Consider the following 17,991-nt stretch of genomic DNA (forward strand, 5'->3'; position numbering starts at 1 on the left):
CGTGCCGCGTGTTGGCCCGCGCCCGCTTTAGTCCTGCCGTTCGGCCGGAGAGAGGAGATAACAGCCCTACACCCGTTATTCGGCGCCTCTCATCGGGGGCGCTCGGCCGCCGGACTCGGTCCGTCGAGACCGGGACCAGACGACGCCGCCGAGCGCCGTCCAGCCGACGCCGAGGGGAACGAGGACGAGGTTCGTGCTCACGACGAGACGGCCGACCGGGAGCGGGAGCAGCGAGAGGAACCGGAGGAGGACCACGGCGAGCGACGACGCCGACAGGAGCGCGACGGACGCGACGACCGGCGGGTCGTCGAGGCGTCGAAGCGCGACGCCGAGGGCGCCGGCGCCGAGGAGTGTGAACCCCAGTCCCAGCGTCACCGCGAGCGTGAGGACCAGTCCGGCCGGGTCCTCTCCGGTCGCCGGCACGGGCCGGAACCCGGCGGCGACGAAGGCCAGTACCGACCGGAGCGACACGACGGCGACGAGGGCCGTCCCCGACGCCGCCGCGGCGACGCCGACCCGTCCGGGCCGGCCGTAGCGTCCGCGGAACGCGGCTGCGAATCCGACGAGCCCGACCCCCATCAGCGCCCACCCGACGAGGGAGACGACGTCGACCCACGTCGCCACGTACGGACGGTCGCCGAACACGAGCAGCCGAATCCACGGCGCGGCCGTCCAGAGCGGGGCGCCGACCGCCGCCGCGAGACCGCTCCGCGGGACCCAGCGGCCGGTCCGGTCGCCGGTTCGTCCGTCTCGGTCGGTCACGTGCGCTCTGTCACCCGTCGGGCGTTCTCCCGTCCGGCACGAAAGACTTGCCGCTGTCGAGCAGTCAGGACGCCCGTCGGTAGAGGAGGACGAGGACGACGATCAGCACCACCTGCGCCAGCTTGTCGGTCACGTCGACCGGTGCGAGCTTCAGGCCGTTGACGGCGTACCAGACGACGATCTGCCCGAGCGTGAACGGGATTCCGAGCAGGTACAGCAGCCGCCGCCGGTAGTCGAGGAGGACCCCCGCGATGCCGGCGAAGAAGCCGAGCGCGGCGACGAGGAACGCGACGCCCATGGGTTCCGGGGCGAACGAGACGCCCAGCCAGAGGTGGACGACCCCGGAGAGGGCCGCGAGCGCGATTCCCGCCCAGTGCAGCGGCGTCAGCGTGTCGGTTCGGAGTACGAACCGCGTTCCGGTGGCGTCCGCGGTACCCATACCCACGGGGTTCGGTCGCACATGACTTGAACCTACCTCGCCAGTGCGCCGGCGACCCGGCGACGGAGCGCCCGGTGGAACCGCTCACTGCCGAACCGGTCGCGGGGGAGCGACGGGCGTGCGTCCCGTTCGACGGCGGCCGCGAGGCGGTCGGCCCCCTCCGGGACCGACCCGAAGAGGGACTCCGGGCGGCCGTCGAGGACGTCCACCTGCCCGCCGGAGTCGGGGGCGAACGCGAGCATCCCGGCGGCGACGTACTCGGCGACGGCCATCCCGAAGTGTTCGTTCGGCTTGGCGGCGACGCCGTAGCGGTGGCGGCGGAGGAGGTCGTCGAGGCGGTCGCGCGGGACCTCGTCTTCGAGGTGGACCCAGTCGCGTTCCGCGGCGGCGCGCCGGACCCGGCGCGCGTACGCGCGGTACGCCGGGCTCGCGGACCCGACGACGTGGAGGTGGAGGTCGTGGTCGCGCTCGCGGACTCGCTCCACGATGCGAACGACGTCCAGCGGGCGCTTGTCGGGGGCCAGTCGACCGACGGTGACGACGCCGCGCTCGCGCTCCGCCCACGGCAGCGGGTCGGGAACCGGGTCGACCGGCGGGTGGAGGACGTCCGGTCGTCGGCCGTAGAGGCGTTCGACCACGTCCGCCGTCCACGACGAGTTGGCGAGCAGAGTCGCGTCGGGAGCGGCGGCGACGCCGGAGTCGGGGTCGCGTTCGGCCGCCAGCCGGGAGACGCCCGCGAGACGGGTCCAGAGCGGGTTCAACCGGCCGCCGTCGTCGATGCGGTCGAGGCGGAACTGCGGGTAGTGGACGTACTGGACCGACGGGAGGGGGAGCGCGAACTCGTTCGCGGTGCTCACCGCGAGGTCGTACCCGCCCGCTTCGCGGCGGAAGAACCGGTCGAGGAGGACGCTCCGGGCGGCGAGTTGGGGACCGACGCGGCCGGCGACGGCGTCGAACGCCCCTGCCACGAGCGCCGTCCCGGGCGGGGCTCGGACGCGGAGGTCGTCCCCCACGTCGACGTCGAACAGGCGACCGAGCGCCTCGGGCGTCGTCCGCGAGAGCGTGTACAGCGTCACCTCGTGGTCCGCTCCGAGCGCGGCACAGGCGTGGAGGCAGACGACGTCGGCTCCGCCCCGGAGGTCGAGCGTGTTGTGGAGGACGGCGACGCGAGCCACACCGGGGACTACGGCGCCACGACCAAGTCCCTGTCGCGGCGCGACCCGTGGCTCTCGACGGGTTCCTCAAAGCGGAGGTTTTTCGCCCGCCGGCCCCGGGGTAGTACATGCACGTTGGGCTGGTTGGCTGCGGGGCGGTCGCGGCGCGCTACGCGGCCGGGTTCGACGACGATTCCGACCTGCAGTTGGCGGCGGTCGCCGACCGCGACACCGGTCGGGCCTCCGCGTTCGCCGACGAGCGGGACTGTGCGTGGCACGACGACGCGGGGGCGATGGTCGCCGCCGCCGACCCGGACCTCGTCGTCAACCTCGCCAGCCACGGGGCGCACGCCGCCGTCACTCGAACCTGTCTCGACGCCGGCGCGAGCGTCTACAGCGAGAAGCCGCTCGCGCTCGACGCGGCCGAGGCGCGGGAACTCGTCGCGCTCGCCGAGTCGGAGGGCCTCGCGCTCGGCTGTGCGCCCCGGAACCACCGGAACGAGCACCAGCGGCTGGCCGGACGACGGCTCGCCGACGGGAGCCTCGGCCGCGTCGGCGTCGTCACCGCGACGGCCCACGTCGGTCGCGTCACCGACTGGCACGACCGGCCGGAGTCGTTCCTCGCCGTCGGCCCGCTCTACGACGGGGCGGTGTACCCCCTCACGCTCCTGGCCGAGTGGTTCGGCCCGGTCGCCCGCGTCCGGGCCGCGGACGCCCTGACGCGCTACCCCGACCGGGCGGGCGTCGACGTCGACCGACCCACCCACGTCGAGGCGACGCTGGACCTCGCGGACGGCCCGTTCGCCCGGCTCACGGCGAGCACGTACGTCCCGCACCGGACGAGGGAGTTCTACGGGCTGGAACTCCACGGCGACGACGGGTCGTGTTACCTCGCCGACGCCGGGAGTCTCGGCGGGGGTGACGCCCACGAGGTGGCGTTCGCTCGCGCCGGACGGACGTACACGCCGGTCCCTCTCCAGCGCCCGCCCCGCGAGGCGGCGGCGCTCGCGGGCCCGGCCGCGCTCGCCGAGTCGCTCCGGCGGGGTCGTCCGTCGACCGCCTCCGCCCGGCGGGGCGCGCACGTCGTCGCCGTCTGTAACGCCGTCGAACGCGCCGCCGACCGCGGCGGTCCGGTCCCGGTCGACGACTGCGGGTTCGTCCCGGAGGGGCTCCCCGACGCCCGGAGTCCGCCGTCGTTCCCGGCGTCGTCACCGGCCGAAGTGGGGGCCGACGCCGCGCTCCGCCTCCCGCCGGTCGGGTTCGGCTGTTCGCGCTACCGCGACGACGAGTACGTCGACCGGCGCGACTCGATTACTGCGGCGCTCGACGCCGGCTACCGCCTCTTCGACTCGGCGGAACTGTACGGCAACGAGCGCCGAATCGGAGGGATACTCGACGACCCCGGAAGCCCGGACCGCGAGTCGCTCGTCCTCGTCGGCAAGGTGTGGAACACGAACCACCGCCACGTCCGCGAGGCCTGCGAGGCGAGTCTCTCTCGCCTGGGCGTCGACCGGTTCGACTGTTACGCCCTCCACTGGCCGGAGTCGTGGGCGTACACCGGGCCGCTGGGCGAACTCGCCGACCATCCGGTCGACGAGCAGGAGCGCCGGACGTTCCCCCGGAACGACGCGGGCGAGATACGGACCGCGGACGTGTCGCTCTCGGACGTCTGGGCGCGTCTCGAGTCGCTCCACGACGACGGCCTCGCGCGGACGCTCGGCGTCTGTAACGTCGACCGGGAGACGCTCGACGACCTGCTCGCGGCGGCGCGCGTCCCGCCCGCCGTCGTACAGGTGGAGCGGCACCCCTACCGCCCGCGGGCCGAGTTGGTGGCGTACTGCCACGAGCGGGGGATTCGCGTGCTAGCGCACTCGCCGCTGTCGGCGCCCGGACTGCTCGACGAACCGGCGCTGGCGTCCGTCGCCGACGCCCACGACGTCACCCCGGCACAGGTCGTCCTCGCGTGGAACGTCGAGCGGGGGGTCGTTCCCCTCCCGGCGAGCGTCGACCCCGAGCACGTCGTCGAGAACGCCGGCGCGGCGGCGCTCCGTCTCACGGACGCCGAGCGGGAGCGCATCGCGGGGCTGGCAGACTCGGAGTTCGCCCGATGAGCGGCGAGACACGAACCGCGGGCACCAGGTTGCGCGTCGAGTGGGCGCTCGCCGGCGCCCTCGGCGCGGGCCTCGCGGTCGCCGGGTACCACCTCGTCGGCGGAGCCGCCGGCGGGGACGCGGGGGCCGAGTGGGTCCTCGTCACCGCCGGGATACTCGCCTACGAACTCTGGTTCCTCCGCCGTCACCTGACTCGGAACGACGACGCGGACGGACGACTCCGGGAGTCGCTGGGACCGGCGAACGCGATAACGCTGGTCCGCGGGATGCTGTTCGCCGCCGCCGGCGGGTTCCTGTTCGTCCCGCCGGTCGAGGGCGTCCGGTGGGCGCCGGGGCTGTGTTACGGTGTGGGCGCCGCCCTCGACTACGTCGACGGGTGGGTGGCACGGCGGACCGGTCGGGACTCCGTGCTCGGCGCGAAGTTGGACCTCGCGTTCGACACGCTCGGCTTCCTCGTCGTCCCGCTCGTCGGCGTCAGTTGGGGACGGCTCCCCGTCTGGTATCTCGCTATCGGCGCCGCCCGGTACCTGTTCCGCGGCGGCGAGGCGTACCGGCGCTCCCGCGGGCGGCCCGTGGCGCCGCTCCCGCCGAGCCGGGTTCGCCGGCCGCTCGCCGCCCTCCAGATGGTCGTCGTCACCGCGACGCTGGTTCCGGTGCTCCCTCGAACCGTGGCGGTGCCGCTCGCCACCGCCGCGATGGTCCCCTCGCTGGCCGTCTTCGGCCGCGACTGGCTCGTGGTCTCGGGTCGGCTCGAACCGGAGCGCCCGGACGAGCACTCCCCGGCACCGGGGTCGGGGACGGTTCCGGTCGAGGAGGGTGAACAGTGAAGGTCCGCCGACACCAAACACGGTTATGAGACGTACCGTGCGGGACGCGAGGGACCGTGACCGCTCCGCGGGGCCTCCCCGCCGGTCGTGACGACCCGTTCGCTGTACTTCGTCGCTCCCCGAGAGGTCCGACTGCGGGAGTGCGAGACCCCGACCCCTGGCCGCGACGAGGTGCTCGTCGAGACGCGCGCGTCGCTCGTGAGTGCCGGCACCGAACTGCTCGTCTACCGTGGGGACGCGCCGGCCGACCTCCCCGCCGACGAGACCATCGACGCGCTCGCGGGCGACCTCTCCTTCCCGCTCCGCTACGGGTACACCGCGACCGGCGAGGTGGTCGCCGTCGGCGAGGGCGTCGACGACGCCTGGCTCGGCCGCCGCGTCTTCGCGTTCAACCCCCACGAGACCCACTTCGTCGCCGACCCGACCGCCGTCCACCCGCTCCCCGCCGACGTCGAGACGGACGCAGCCCCGTTCCTCCCGAACGTCGAGACGGCGGTGACGCTCGTCCACGACGCCAACCCCCGACTCGGGGAACGGGTCGTCGTGCTCGGGGCCGGCGTCGTCGGCCTGCTGACGGCCGCGCTGCTCTCGCGGTTCCCCCTCTCCCGGCTGACGGTCGTCGACCCGGTCCCGGCCCGTCGGCGGGCCGCCCGCGAGTTCGGGGTCGACGACGCGCTCTCGCCCGCGGCGGCCGCCGACGCTCTGGACGGGGACGCCGACGTGGTCCTCGAACTCAGCGGGTCGCCCGCGACCCTCGACGACGCCGTCGACCACGTCGGTTACGCCGGCCGAATCGTCGTCGGCTCCTGGTACGGCGAGAAGCGGGCCCCCGTGGACCTCGGTGACCACTTCCACCGCGACCGGCTCTCCATAGTCTCGAGTCAGGTGTCGACCGTCGCGCCGGCGCTCAGTGGCCGGTGGACCAAAGAGCGCCGACTCGACGTTGCCTGGGAGAGACTACGGGACCTCGACGTGACGGACCTCGTCACCCACCGACTCCCGTTCGAGGACGCGGCACGGGCGTACGCGCTGCTCGACAGGGAGCGTCCAGACGCCATCGGCGTCCTCTTCACCTACGGGGGGTGAGCGGGGCGGCCGGTCGGTCGGACGCGGGTCGCTCGCGTGCGTCCCGTGGTGTTTTGCCGCCCGCGCCCGAGTCGGTACGGTATGTACTCGCTATCGGTCGGTCGTGACTTCGTCGCGCAGCACTACCTCACCGTCCCGGACCCGGGTCCGGAGGGGGAGGTACACAGCCACCGCTTCCGGGCCGAGGTTCGCTTCGACGGCCCCGAACTCGGCGAGTACGGCTACCTCGTCGACATCGACGCCGTGAACGCCGCGCTCGACGCCCTCGAGGAGCGGTACCGCGACGCGCTCCTGAACGACCTCCCCGAGTTCGACGGGGCGAACCCGAGCGTCGAGCGGTTCGCCCGCCACTTCGCCGACCGGGTCGAGGAACGCGTCTCGCCCCAGGTGGCGACGGCGCTGACCGTCAGGATGTGGGAGGACGACGACGCGTGGGCGGCCCACGAACGGGAGCTGTGAGGCCGTGGACCACGCCGACGTTCGGTACCTGCAGAGCAAGCGCACGGTCGACGAGCGCGCACGGTCCCGGCGCGTCCGCGACCGTCTGCTGACCGAACTCCCGGCGCGACCCGACGTGGTCGACGTCGGCGCGGGCACGGGGTCGTTCCTCCCGACGCTCCTCCGGTGGGGCGTCACCGAGGGCACGTACCGGGGAGTCGACCGCGACCCGGGCGTCCTGCGTCACGCACGTCGGACGCTCCCGGAGGAGTTGGCGGAGACCTACTCGGTGCGGGAGCGCTCCAGCGCCGACGGTCGGAAGGAGGGGTTCGACGTCGCCGGCCTCGGCGTCTCCTTCGCCGTCGGCGACCTGCTCGACGGGGACGAGACGACGTCGCTCCCCGAGCACGCGGCCGACCTGCTCGTCGCGCAGGCGGTGTTCGACCTGGTTCCGCTCGCCGCCGGGATGGACGCGGTCGAACGCGCGCTCCGACCGGGGGGGCTTGCGTACCTGCCGATCACCTTCGACGGCGTCTCGCTGTTCCAGCCGGACCACCAGGCCGACGACGCGGTGGTCGACGCCTACCACGCCCAGATCGACGGGCTCGCCGGTCGCGACAGCCGGGCGGGTCGTCACCTGCTCGACCACCTCCGCGAGCGCGACGGCGACCTGCTCGCGGTCGCCGCCGCCGACTGGATCGTCCGCCCGGTCGACGGCGCGTACCCGGCCGACGAGCGCCACTTCCTCGGGTGCATCCTCGAGTTCGTGGCCGACGCGGTCGGAGGGACGGAGCGTGGAGGGAGAGACGAGACCGAGTTCGACGACTGGCTGGCGACTCGTCGTCGACAGCTCTCGGACGGCGAACTCACGTACGTCGCTCACCAGTACGACCTGCTGTACCGACGCCCCTGACAGCACCGAGCGGGAGACGGTCCGACGCGGGGGGAGGACGCGAGAGTCGGGGGGAAGGGGGGGGGGGACGACCGAGGGTAAGCGTCCGAACGCTGGCCGCGCTACACGGCGTCGTCGAGCCGGAGAACCAGATTCGTGAGGCGTTCCGGGGAGTCGGCGAACAGCCGGCACATCGCCTCCTTGCCGACGGCGCCGCGGTCGAATACCGCGCCGGGGAGCGACTCGCGGCCGACCATCGCCCGCTCGACCGTCCACGCCATCGTGTCCCCCTCGCGGCCCTCGGTCGGGTCGGCGTCGGGTTCCGCGGTTCGGTCCACCTCGACGGCGTCGAACCGGTCGGTCACGGCGTCCGCGACGGCGTCGTCGAGGCGGACGTTGACGGCCCCGCGGACGGCGGGGTCGTACTCCCGCGCCGCGAGCAGGAGGCGGGCGACGTGGCTCGACGCGCCGAGGCGGACGGGGCCGGCGGCGGCGACGCCGTCGGTCGTCCGGTGGAGCCGCCCCTCGACGGCGGCGACGTCGGCCGTCCCCGTGGGGTACGGGGTGGCGAACGCGACGTTCAGGCCCACCTCGGGGACGAGCGCCGAGACGTCGCGCTCCCGGAACCTGGCGACGGCGTTCCGCACCGCTTCCACCGCGTCGTGGCGCGCGGCGTCGTCGCGGAGCGCCGCGAGGTGCTGGACGGGGCCGGGTCCGCTCCCCACGTCGAGGCCGTAGCGGACGGCCCGGTCGACGAACGACTCCGCGCGGTCGACGGCCGTCGGCAGGTCGTCGCCGGCCGCCAGTCCCGCGGCGACAGCCGCCGAGAGAGTGCAGCCGCTGCCGTGGGTGTGCGCCGTGTCGATTCGCTCCTTTCGGAACGTCCGCACCTCGTCGTCGACGACGAGCACGTCGACGAGTTCGTCCCCGTCGAGGTGGCCGCCGGTCACGAGGACGGCGTCCGGACCGTCGGCGGCGACGGCTTCGGCGGCGGCGCGCATCCCCTCGACGCCCTCCACTGCGACTCCCGTCAGCGCCTCCGCTTCGGGGACGTTCGGCGTCGCGAGCGCGGCGTGCGGGAGGAGTCGCTCGCGGAGCGCCCGCTCGGCCGACTCGGCGAGCAGTCGGTCGCCGCTCTGTGCGACCATCACCGGGTCGACGACCAGCGGGAACTCGTAGTCCGCGAGGCAGTCGGCGACTGATTCGGCGATGGGAGCCGAGCTGAGCATCCCCGTCTTCGCGGCACCGACGGCGAAGTCGTCGGCGACTGCGCGCACCTGCGTCTCCACCACGTCCGACGAGACGTCCTCGACGGCGTCGACGCCCCGCGTGTTCTGGGCGGTGACGCTCGTCACCGCGCTGGTGCCGAAGACGCCGAGCGCCTCCATCGTCTTCAGGTCGGCCTGCACGCCGGCGCCGCCACCGCTGTCGGACCCGGCCACCGTCAGAGCGACGGGAGGGTCGGTCACGCTTCGCCCGACGCCCGCGTCGCTCGCTCGTGCGGCCACGACTCCTCCGTGTACGCCATCTCCCAGAAGGCGTGTTCCAGTTCCGCGGACCGGGAGAACGCGTCCGTCATCTCGTCGTGGAGCGACGGGTGCGCCGCCGCACAGCGGTCGACGAACGCGCGCATCCACGCCACCGAGTCGCGGAACGCCTCGCTCGTGTACTTCTCGACGAACGGCGTGTACCGGTGTTCGTCGTCGGCCAGGTCGGCCATGTGTTCGGCCACGTCGAGGTAGCCCTGTCCGCACGGGTAGACGGCCGCCGCCCCGACCGCCAGGGGGCGCTCGCGCGCCGTACGGAGCAGGTAGTTCGTGTACGCCTCGCACGTCGGCGCCTTCCGGACGCTCGCGAGGTCGTCGCTCGTGAGGCCGTACTCGGCCGCGAGCGACCGGTGGAGGTCCATCTCGTCGGTGACGATGGCGTTCGCCACCCCGAAGCAGTGTGCCATCGTCGCCTCGTCTCGCGCCTTCGCGCCGAGCGTCGCGAACGTCCGCGCGTAGTCGAGCAGGTAGCGGTAGTCCTGTTCGAGCCACGTCCGGAACGCCGCCCCGTCTAGGCTTCCGTCGGCCAGTTCCGTGACGAACGGGTGGTTCTTCTGCGCGTGCCAGAGGTCCGCGCCCGCGTCGAGGAGGTGGTCGCTGAACGCCATGCGTCGGGTCGTGCGTGCGTCGCCACCGAGATATAACTAACGAATACAACTCAGTAATCCCCCGAGATCGTGTCTCCTCGGCGTCCGAACCGTCACGACCTCGAGTCCGGGGAGGCGCGGAGCGAGACGGTCGACCCGTGCCGGACCCGGACGGACGACCAGTCAGAACATAGTTATATACTCGAATGTCTATTATACAGATAGTCTAAGCTTCGGCCGATAGAATCTCCGAATACGTCGATATCCGGCGAGAAATTCAATTGTCAAACGATAATTCGATTATTGTACATGACGATGTCGTTCCACCGGTTGAACGATGTCGGCCCCTATTTATAACACATATTGTATGATATAGGACATATTTGAACTTGGAAATCTCCGCACGCGTTCGGGTTCGTGTAGCGCGCGACACGGCGAACGGGCGCCGGAGGAGAGGAGCGGGGGACGCACAGTCCGTTCGAGGAGTCCCCCCGTCGATGGGTCGATTTAAGGTAGTCGCATCGGTGGACGAACGTATGACACGGGTCACCTTCATCGGGGCCGGCAGCATCGTGTTCGCTCGCAACCTCGTCGGCGACATCCTCTCGTTCGAGGAACTGTCCGACAGCGACATCGCGCTGATGGACATCGACGAGGAGCGCCTCGACCGGACGGCCACGGCGGCCCGGAACATGGTCGAGGCGAACGGTCTCGACGCGACCGTCGAGGCGACGACCGACCGACGCGAGGCGCTCGAGGGCGCCGACTACGTCGTCAACACCATCCACGTCGGCGGACGGGAACCGTTCGAGAACGAGATTCGCATCCCACAGGAGTACGGCGTCAACCAGGCGGTGGGCGACACGCTCGGCCCGGGCGGTATCTTCCGGATGCTCCGGACCGCCCCGGCGATGCTCGACATCGCGGCGGACATGGAGGAGGTGTGTCCCGACGCGTTGCTCCTCAACTACACCAACCCGATGTCGATGCTCTGTTGGGCCGTCGACGAGGCGACGGACGTCGACGTCGTGGGCCTCTGCCACTCGGTCCCCCACACCGTCGACGCCATCGCGAACTACACGGACACCGACCCCGACGAGATGGAGTACTGGGTCGCCGGCATCAACCACATGGCGTGGTTCCTTCACGCCGAGACGGACGGCGAGGACCTCTACCCGGCGCTGCGCGAGGGGCTGTCGGACGAGGGGGTGTACGACCAGGACAACGTTCGGTTCGAGATATTCCGACACTTCGGCCGGTTCGTCACGGAGTCGAGCAACCACATGAGCGAGTACGTCCCGTACTTCCGGACGGACGAGGACGTCATCGAGTCGCTCGTCGTCGACGAGGAGTTCGAGGACTACTTCGTCGACTGGATGGAGACGGGCGCGTACTTCGACCACTGGTGCGACTACCAGGCGGAGGCGGACGAGGTGGACCCCGACGAGTTGGACACGGACATCGAGCGCTCCGAGGAGTACGGCGCGCGCATCGTCCACTCCATCGAGACGGGTACCCCCCGGCGGATGAACATCAACGTCCCCAATCACACTCGAGCCATCACCAACCTCCGCCCGCAGGCGTGCGTCGAGGTACCGTGCCTGGTCGACGGTACCGGCGTCCGCCCCTGTTCCGTGGGTGACCTCCCGACGCAACTCGCCGCGCTCGACCGGCGGGCCATCGACGTGCAGGAACTGGCCGTCGAGGCGGCGCTCGACCACGACCAGACGGCGCTCCGGCGCGCGGTCAAACTCGACCCGCTCACGTCCGCGGCGTGCACGCTCGAGGAGGTGGACGCGATGGTCGACGACCTGCTGGAGGCCAACGCCGCGTACCTCCCGGACGAACTCCTCGCCGACGAGTAGGACGGCGGAGAACGGCCCGAGAGAACGGTACTCCGTACTCGGGAGTCGCGAGCGAGCCGGCAGTGACCGAGGGGAGACGCCCGAGAACCCCGAGGCGAGAGAGGGAAGAGAGGAGAGCGCGAGACGGGAGACCGTCGCGCCCGTCTCAGGCGCCTTTCATGCCGCCGCTCGCCAGCCCCTCGACGACTTTCTCCTGGACGAACGCGAAGAGGACGATGACGGGGAGCATCGTCAGCGTCGCGGCGGTGAGCGTCACGGCCCAGTTGACCTGGTTCTGCGACTGGAACAACTGGAGGCCGAACGGGAGCGTCCGGACCGCCGCCGTCTGCGTGAGCACCGACACCGCGAGGTAGTCGTTCCACGAGATGACGAACGTGTAGAACCCGGCGACGGTGAGACCGGGTTTCGCCAGCGGCAGCATGACGTGTCGGAGGACCTGTAGCTCCGAGCAGCCGTCCATCTTACCGGCGTCGGCGAGCGACTCGGGGATGTCGTCGAAGTAGCCCTTGAGCAGCCACGTGGCGAACGGGAGCGCGAACGCGGTGTGCGCCAGGACGATTCCCGTGTACGTGTCGATGAGCCGGAGCTGGAACATCAGCAGGAAGAACGGGATCAACAACAGTACCCACGGGAACATCTGGGTGACGAGGTAGCCGAGCAGGAGCTGTTCGCGCCCCGGGAACTCGAAGCGGCTCAGCGAGTAGGCCGCGAGCGTCCCCATGACGAGCGTGAGCGTCGTCGTCAGCACCGCCACGATGATGGAGTTGACGGCGTAGCGGATGAAGTCCGCGCGCGTGAGGACCGTCACGTAGTTCTCGAGCGTGAACGCGCCCAGGTTCGGAATCAGTTCCGGCGAGTAGAGCGCACCCGCCCCCAGCACCGTCGACAGCATGACGTAGAGGATAGGGACGAACAGGAAGACGGCGTAGACGGCGAGGACGGCGTAGGTGAGTATCGCCCGCCGAGGCGACATGTCCTCGTCGAGCCAGCCGTCGAACCGCTGGACGAGGTTCGCGTCGCTCGTCGCCATTATCGGCCCCTCCCGTCGGTACGCGTGAGATGCGTCGGTCGCGTCATTCTATCTCCTCCAGTTTGACGTAGACGACGGTGAACGCCATCAGTAGGACCAGCATCGTGAACCCGATGCTGGCGGCGTACCCCAGCGTGTACTGGTTGAACGCCAGTTTGTACACGTGCGTGGCGAGCACCTCGGTCGACCCCAGCGGACCGCCGCCGGTCGTGAGGAAGATGATCTCGAAGTCGTTGACCGTGAAGATGACGTGGAGCACGATCATGATCATCGACACGTACGAGATGTTCGGCAGCGTGATGTAGCGGAACTGCTGGAGCGTCCCGGCGCCGTCGAGTTCGGCCGCCTCGTAGAGCGACTCGGGAATCGCCTGCATGCTCGCCATGAGCGCGATGGCGAAGAACGGCGCGTTCCGCCAGACGTGCATCACGACGATGAGCGGGAACGCCCACGTCGTCGACCCGAACCAGTACTCGGTGTCGACGCCGAACGTCGAGAGGACGACGTTGACCAGCCCGTAGTCCGGCTGCATCATGAACCGGAAGATGATGGTCATCACGACGATGGGCAACACCCACGTCACCATCGAGAAGTTGCGGAAGAACTTGATGCCAGGGAGCTTCTGTTTGAGCACCATCGCCAGACCGAGCCCGAAGATGTACTCGAGCGACACCGCCGCGACGGTCAGGACGACGGTGTTCGTCAGCGCCTCCCAGAACGCCGCCGACCCGAACATCTGCCCGAAGTTCTGTAGGCCCACCCAGGCGACTTGATTGGGGCTCAGGAGCGAGAGCTCCTGGAACGCCATGACGACGCCGCGGAGCGTCGGGTACAGGACGATCAACCCGAGCAGGACCGTCGTCGGCACCACGAACGCGTACCCGAGCCACGTGTCCCGGACGAACTCGCTGAACGTCTCGCGGTAGCCAGCGGCCCCACTCGAGGTGGACGTCTCGACACCCATGTCAGGCGCTCAGTTCGCTGGTGAGGTCGGAGAGTTTCTCGTGGAGCGACTCGCCCGCCTTCATCGGCTCCTTCTCGCCGTAGGCGACCTGCTGCATCTCCTCGTAGAACGCGGTGCGGACCGACCCCCACTTGATCTTCGCCAGCGGGCGGCCGGTCTGGATGACGTCCTCGAAGGCGGCCAGGTTCTCGCTCTCGATGGTGGTGCTGATTTCGGAGTGCATCGGCGTGGCGATGCTCAGCCCGACCTCCTTCATCTTCCGGAACGCCTCGAGGCTGGTGCGGTGTTTGACTCCCTCCCACGCCAGGTCCTTGTTGGAGGAGTGCTTGTTCACCATCATCGGCTTGACCTCGAGGTAGGTTCCCCGGTTCGCGCCGTCGGCGTGGGGGAGGTGTTTGACCGTCGTGTTCTCGTTCATCCGCGTCTTGGCCGCCTCGCTGTCGTCGATCTCGTCGTCGCTGACCATGTTGGTGATCCACGGCCCGCACTCGATCATCGCGTAGTCGCCGTTGAGGTAGCCGTAGTCGTTCACCTGCCAGCCCGTGCCCAGCGAGTCGGGGTTCGCGAGGGGGTTGTCGCCCGTGTACACCTTCGCGTACCAGTTGTCGAAGATGACGCCGAGCGTCTCGGCCGCCGGAACGAGTTCCCACGAGTCGCCGTTCAGCGTGTAGAGGTTGTCCTCGTGCTGGTAGACGTGCGACATCCACTCCTGGAACGCCCGGACCGACCCGTCCTTCGTGCAGTTGTGGAACGCCCAGATGTCGTCCTTCTGCTCGTTGATGGCCCGGGCCGCCTCGTGGAACTCCGGGACCGTCTCCGGCGGTTTCAGCCCGAGTTCGTCGAAGATGTCGTTCCGGTAGAGGAGCGCGCGCCCGTTCCCGGTCGAGGGCACCGCCCATATCTCGTCCTTGTACGTCACCGCCGCCTTGGCCCCGTCGGTGAACCCGTCCCAGTGGTCGAGGCTCTTCGCTCGCTCGGTCACCGGTTCGAGCAGGTCGGCCTTCTGGAACTCGCTGAGGTGGCTCAGGACCCCTTCGATGTAATCGGGGTTCCCTTGGCGCCCGCCCGTGAGGAACTTCTGGCGGCGGTCCGGGTACGTGAACGACGAGATGGTCAGTTCCGCGTCCGGGTTGTTCTCCTCGTAGGTGGAGTGGTACCAGTCGCGGAACTTCGCGTCCGGGCTCCCCTGGTTGACCGACCCGATCCAGAAGAGGATCTCCGCCGTTCCGCCGCCGGACCCGCCGCTGGTGCCGCTGTCGTTCCCGCCACCGCCACCACCCGCGTTCCCGGCGCCGGTTCCGTTGACGCACCCGGCCATCGACGCGAGCGCGCCCGTCCCGGCCGCCCCGCCGACACCTTTCAGAATGGTCCGTCGACTGAGTGGTCGTCCACTATCGTTTGCCATGGTACACCGCGACGGTACCCGTCCGACCTACAAAAGAATTCCGTCGTTCGGTGAGTAACGGTTACGCGAACGACTCGTTCCGGTACGCAACGGATACGCTGAAATCAGCCCGGAGGATTCGCGAATGCTCACACTTTAATGGGGTGCGGCAGTTGGTGGAGGCGTATGCCGAAAATCGCGTTCGTCGGGGCGGGAAGCATGGTGTTCGCGACCACGCTCGTCGGCGACATCCTCTCGTTCGAGGAACTGTCCGACAGCGACATCGCGCTGATGGACATCGACGAGCACCGACTCGAACAGACGGCGCAGGTCGCCGAGGCCATCGTCGACAACGAGGGACTGGACGCGACCGTCGAGGCGACGACCGACCGTCGCGAGGCGCTCGAGGGCGCCGACTACGTGCTGAACATGGTGAACGTCGGGGGGACCGAACCGTTCGAGAACGAGATTCGCATCCCCGAGGAGTACGGCGTGAAGCAGGCCATCGGCGACACCATCGGCCCGGGCGGTATCTTCCGCGGCCTGCGAACCGTCCCGACGATGCTCGACATCGCGGCGGACATGGAGGAGGTGTGTCCCGACGCGTTGCTCCTCAACTACACCAACCCGATGTCCATCCTCTGTCAGACGATGTACGAGGCGACGGACGTCGAGACGGTCGGCCTCTGTCACTCGGTCCCCCACACCGCCGAGGCGCTCGCGGAGTACGCCGACGTGCCCCAGGAGGAACTGGAGTACTGGGTCGCCGGCATCAACCACGTCGCGTGGTTCCTCGAGGCGACCCACGAGGGCGAGAGCATCTACCCCGACCTCCGCGAGGCGATGGACGACCCCGACACGTACGAGGAGGACACCGTCCGCTTCGAGATGATGCGCCACTTCGGCTACTTCCCGACGGAGTCGTCTCACCACATGTCCGAGTACGTGCCGTACTTCCGAACGGACGACGCGACCATCGAGGAGATGACGGGCAGTGGGTACGCCGAGCGCATGGAGACGGCGACGTACCTCGAGGGGTGGAAACAGCGGTCGGAGGACCGCGACGACCCCGACATCGACGTGGACCTCGACGACGTCGGGGCCGACCGCTCCGAGGAGTACGCCTCGCGGCTCATCCACTCGATGGAGACCGACACTCCCCGGCGGATGAACCTGAACGTCTCCAACGAGACCGACGCCATCGAGAACCTCCCGGCCGACGTCTGCGTCGAGGTGCCCGTCCTCGTCGACGGGACCGGGGTCCGGCCCTGTTCGGTCGGCCAACTCCCCACCGAGGTTGCCGCCTACCCCCGCCAGCACGCGGCCGTCCACCGCCTCGTCGTCGAGGGGGCACTGGAGAACGACCGCGAGAAGGTCCATCGAGCGGTCAAACTCGACCCGTTGACCGCCGCGGAACTCACGCTGGACGAGATTCACGACATGACCGAGGACCTCATCGAGGCCAACGAGGCGTACCTCCCCGCGCTGGAGTGACGTCGCGGGCGAGCCGCGAGTGCCTCGAACGGGGACGGGAGACCGGAACCGGAAGGGACGCTGCGCTACTCCGACCGCGCGCCGACGTCCGCGCCGGCGGCCTCGAACCCCGCGACGTCGGCGTCCGTACCCTCCGGGGGGACGCGGTTGTGGACCGCCTCGCCCGTCCGGCGGTCGAAGACGTGGACGCGGTCCTGAGGGAACTTGACGGCGAGCGCCTGGCCCGTCGTGAACATCAGGTCGCCGTCGATGGTCGCGGTGTACTGCTCGCCACCGATGTCGAGGTAGAGGTACGTCATGTTCCCGAGGGGTTCGGTCACCTGGACGGTGGTCTCGACGGCGTTGCGCTCGTCCGCCTCGACCACCTCGATGTCCTCCGGTCGGATGCCCAGCGTCAACTCGGGGGCCGCGCCCGCGACATCGGCGCGTAGCTCCTCGCCGAGTTCGTACGCGAACTCGCCGTGAACGAGACGGGGAACCTCCCCACTCTCGTCGAGTTCCACGTCGAGGAAGTTCATCGACGGCGACCCGATGAAACTGGCGACGAACCGGTTCGCCGGTTCGTGGTAGCACTCGAGCGGCGTCCCGATCTGCTGGAGTTCGCCCCCGTCGAGGACGGCGATGCGGTCGCCCATCGTCATCGCCTCCGTCTGGTCGTGCGTCACGTAGAGGGTGGTGACGCCGAACTCCTGCTGGAGTTCCTGGAGTTCGGTGCGCATCTGCGTCCGGAGTTTGGCGTCGAGGTTCGACAGCGGTTCGTCCATCAGGAACACCTCCGGCTCCCGGACGATGGCCCGTCCGAGCGCCACCCGCTGCTGTTGCCCGCCCGAGAGTTCGTCGGGTGTGTTGTCGAGTAGGTCCTCGATGCCCATCATCCGCGCCGTCTGAGTCACCTGCTCGTCGATGGCCGACTTGCTCATGTCGGTGGTCATCTTCAGCCCGAACGACATGTTCTCGCGCGCCGTCATGTGGGGGTACAGCGCGTAGTTCTGGAACACCATCGCCATGTCCCGGTTCTTCGACTCCCGATTCGTCACCGTCTCGTCGTCGAGGACGATGTCGCCGCTGGTCGGCGACTCCAGACCGGCGATACACCGGAGCGTCGTCGACTTTCCGCACCCGGACGGCCCGACGAGGACGACGAACTCCCCGTCCCGTATCGCGGCGTCGAACTCGTCTACGGCGACGATGTCCCCGTCGTCGTCGTCGAACACCTTGGTCAGGTTCCGGATCTCCAGAGCACCCATGAACGATGGTGTAGGACGGCGCCGGTAAACCCTTTCGACCCCGACCGTCGGGGTTCCGTCACCGCGACGGTCGAGACGGGCCCACCGGTCCGCGCGCGATGGACCAACACCCCTCTCCGGTTCCGTGGACGACGCGGGGCCGGGTGCGCGTCGCCGGAGCCGAC

General features: G+C 69.8%; 16 protein-coding genes. 7 read left to right on the forward strand and 9 right to left on the reverse strand.

Annotation, left to right across the window (positions count from 1 at the left end; translation table 11 throughout):
- Positions 1-75: 75 nt before the first annotated feature.
- The 3 genes from AC6RUA_RS01145 to AC6RUA_RS01155 form a co-directional block, all read right to left on the reverse strand.
- On the reverse strand, positions 76-762 hold the full coding sequence (locus tag AC6RUA_RS01145; RefSeq protein ID WP_499814125.1) for a hypothetical protein: 687 nt from the start codon (positions 760-762) through the stop codon (positions 76-78).
- Between the two features lie 64 nt (positions 763-826).
- A complete protein-coding gene (locus AC6RUA_RS01150; protein WP_499814126.1) occupies positions 827-1,201 on the reverse strand; it encodes a DUF7475 family protein in 375 nt (124 codons plus the stop codon).
- Between the two features lie 32 nt (positions 1,202-1,233).
- Entirely contained in the window at positions 1,234-2,376 is a 1,143-nt protein-coding gene (locus AC6RUA_RS01155) for a glycosyltransferase (protein ID WP_499814127.1), read from the reverse strand.
- Positions 2,377-2,483: 107 nt separating this feature from the next.
- Here AC6RUA_RS01155 and AC6RUA_RS01160 point away from each other — a divergent pair, with 107 nt between their 5' ends.
- From AC6RUA_RS01160 to AC6RUA_RS01180, 5 genes are all read left to right on the forward strand, one after another.
- The gene (locus AC6RUA_RS01160) at positions 2,484-4,466 is read left to right on the forward strand and encodes an aldo/keto reductase (RefSeq protein WP_499814128.1); all 1,983 of its coding nucleotides are present in this window, start codon (positions 2,484-2,486) and stop codon (positions 4,464-4,466) included.
- Positions 4,463-5,293 (forward strand): CDP-alcohol phosphatidyltransferase family protein, encoded by an 831-nt coding sequence (locus AC6RUA_RS01165; RefSeq protein ID WP_499814129.1) that lies wholly within the window; start codon positions 4,463-4,465, stop codon positions 5,291-5,293. The genes AC6RUA_RS01160 and AC6RUA_RS01165 overlap by 4 nt, the downstream gene beginning before the upstream one ends.
- 87 nt (positions 5,294-5,380) lie before the next feature.
- A complete protein-coding gene (locus AC6RUA_RS01170; protein WP_499814130.1) occupies positions 5,381-6,379 on the forward strand; it encodes a zinc-dependent alcohol dehydrogenase in 999 nt (332 codons plus the stop codon).
- An 81-nt stretch (positions 6,380-6,460) separates the two neighbouring features.
- Positions 6,461-6,838, forward strand: coding sequence for a 6-pyruvoyl trahydropterin synthase family protein (locus AC6RUA_RS01175; protein ID WP_499814131.1), 378 nt, complete (start codon positions 6,461-6,463; stop codon positions 6,836-6,838).
- Between the two features lie 4 nt (positions 6,839-6,842).
- Positions 6,843-7,730, forward strand: a complete 888-nt coding sequence (locus AC6RUA_RS01180; protein ID WP_499814132.1) for a class I SAM-dependent methyltransferase — start codon at positions 6,843-6,845, stop codon at positions 7,728-7,730.
- Between the two features lie 101 nt (positions 7,731-7,831).
- Here AC6RUA_RS01180 and thiD read toward each other — a convergent pair whose 3' ends face one another.
- Both thiD and tenA read right to left on the reverse strand, forming a co-directional pair.
- On the reverse strand, positions 7,832-9,217 hold the full coding sequence (gene thiD, locus AC6RUA_RS01185; protein WP_499814133.1) for a bifunctional hydroxymethylpyrimidine kinase/phosphomethylpyrimidine kinase: 1,386 nt from the start codon (positions 9,215-9,217) through the stop codon (positions 7,832-7,834).
- Positions 9,175-9,864 carry a thiaminase II gene (gene tenA, locus AC6RUA_RS01190; RefSeq protein ID WP_499814134.1) on the reverse strand — a complete coding sequence of 230 codons (690 nt, stop codon included), beginning with the start codon at positions 9,862-9,864 and terminating at the stop codon, positions 9,175-9,177. Before tenA ends, thiD begins: the two co-directional genes overlap by 43 nt.
- A gap of 515 nt (positions 9,865-10,379) precedes the next feature.
- Between tenA and melA (AC6RUA_RS01195) the strand changes: the two genes are divergently transcribed.
- Positions 10,380-11,708, forward strand: coding sequence for an alpha-galactosidase (gene melA / locus AC6RUA_RS01195; RefSeq protein WP_499814135.1), 1,329 nt, complete (start codon positions 10,380-10,382; stop codon positions 11,706-11,708).
- Between the two features lie 145 nt (positions 11,709-11,853).
- Here the strand turns inward: melA (AC6RUA_RS01195) and AC6RUA_RS01200 are convergent, their stop codons facing one another.
- From AC6RUA_RS01200 to AC6RUA_RS01210, 3 genes are read right to left on the reverse strand one after another with little or no spacing between them, the layout of a single operon-like run.
- The gene (locus AC6RUA_RS01200) at positions 11,854-12,738 is read right to left on the reverse strand and encodes a carbohydrate ABC transporter permease (protein WP_499814136.1); all 885 of its coding nucleotides are present in this window, start codon (positions 12,736-12,738) and stop codon (positions 11,854-11,856) included.
- 43 nt (positions 12,739-12,781) lie between these two features.
- Positions 12,782-13,702: a carbohydrate ABC transporter permease gene (locus AC6RUA_RS01205; protein WP_499814137.1), complete on the reverse strand. Its 921-nt coding sequence runs from the start codon at positions 13,700-13,702 to the stop codon at positions 12,782-12,784.
- Position 13,703: 1 nt separating this feature from the next.
- A complete protein-coding gene (locus tag AC6RUA_RS01210; RefSeq protein ID WP_499814138.1) occupies positions 13,704-15,107 on the reverse strand; it encodes an extracellular solute-binding protein in 1,404 nt (467 codons plus the stop codon).
- Positions 15,108-15,272: 165 nt separating this feature from the next.
- Between AC6RUA_RS01210 and melA (AC6RUA_RS01215) the strand changes: the two genes are divergently transcribed.
- Positions 15,273-16,580 carry an alpha-galactosidase gene (gene melA / locus AC6RUA_RS01215; protein ID WP_499814139.1) on the forward strand — a complete coding sequence of 436 codons (1,308 nt, stop codon included), beginning with the start codon at positions 15,273-15,275 and terminating at the stop codon, positions 16,578-16,580.
- Between the two features lie 65 nt (positions 16,581-16,645).
- Here melA (AC6RUA_RS01215) and AC6RUA_RS01220 read toward each other — a convergent pair whose 3' ends face one another.
- Entirely contained in the window at positions 16,646-17,827 is a 1,182-nt protein-coding gene (locus tag AC6RUA_RS01220) for an ABC transporter ATP-binding protein (protein WP_499814140.1), read from the reverse strand.
- Between the last annotated feature and the right edge of the window lie 164 nt (positions 17,828-17,991).

It is taken from the genome of Halorarum sp. SLYT50, from assembly GCF_059821265.1.